Source organism: Streptomyces sp. UH6 (genome assembly GCF_013421635.1).
GTDB lineage: Bacteria > Actinomycetota > Actinomycetes > Streptomycetales > Streptomycetaceae > Streptomyces > Streptomyces abyssomicinicus.
The window spans coordinates 1-1,037 of record NZ_JACADT010001432.1 but is presented as its reverse complement, the minus strand read 5'-3'; the positions used below and the strand labels follow the sequence as shown (position 1 = coordinate 1,037).

The window sequence follows — 1,037 nt, the reverse complement described above, 5'->3', positions numbered from 1 at the left end:
ATTGCCCGTGCCGACGTGCCCTTCGGCACTGTCCGGAGAGGCGAGCAACAGCCCCGTGTAGTCCTGGCCGTTGGTGCCGGCGAAGACACCCGTCCGGGTACCGCGCACGGACGCCGGGTCGATGCCCGACCGCTCGAACGCCTCCCACGACGTCTCCAGCAGCAACCGCTGCTGCGGGTCCATGGCCAGCGCCTCACGCGGCGAGATGCCGAAGAAGAGCGGATCGAACTCACCGGCGTCGTGCAGGAAGCCGCCCTGGTCGACGTAGCAGGACCCTTCGCGCTCACGCGTCGGGTCGTACAGCCGCTCCAGGTCCCAGCCGCGGTCCACCGGGAACCCGGAGACCGCGTCCGCGCCCGCCATGACCAGACTCCACAGTTCCTCCGGCGAGGCGACCGCGCCCGGGTAGCGGCAGCTCATGCCGACGATGGCGACGGGGTCGTCCTCGCCACCGGCACCGGTGACCGATGCGTGCGGCGTCAGGACCTGGTCCTGCGCGCCCACGATCTCGTCGCGCAAGTACTCGGCCAGCACGGCCGGGCTCGGGTAGTCGAAGACGAGGGTGGCAGGCAGCGAAAGGCCGGTAGCGGTCCCCAGCGCGTTGCGGAACTCCACCGCGGTGAGTGAGTCGAAGCCCAGCTCGCGGAAGGTGACGGTCTCACCGACCGCCCCGGCACCGGCGTGACCGAGCACCATGGCCGCCTGCTCCCGGACCGTGCTCAGCAGCAGCCGCAGCTGCTCCGCGCCGGTCAGACCGGAGAGACGACCACGGAGCGCCGATTCGGCACCCGACGTCTTGGGGGCGGCGCTCTCCACGAGCACGCCCTCGCTCTTCGCCAGGTCGGCGAGGAGTGGGCTGGGGCGGAGGGCGGTGAAGGGCTGGACGAACCGCGCCCAGTCCACGTCCGCCACCGTGACACAGGTTTCGCCGAGAGCCAGGGACCGGCCGACGACCGCGACCGCGACATCGGGTGCCATCGCCGGAAGCCCGCGCCGATCCAGTTCCGTCGCCATCACCTCGTCCGCCATTCCGCCCT

General features: G+C 71.5%; 1 protein-coding gene. It reads right to left on the bottom strand.

What is annotated here, in order from left to right; translation table 11 throughout:
- Window positions 1–978: acyl carrier protein (locus HW445_RS32385; RefSeq protein ID WP_306673398.1), on the bottom strand; the 978-nt coding region annotated here is incomplete at its 3' end.
- Window positions 979–1,037 lie beyond the last annotated feature (59 nt).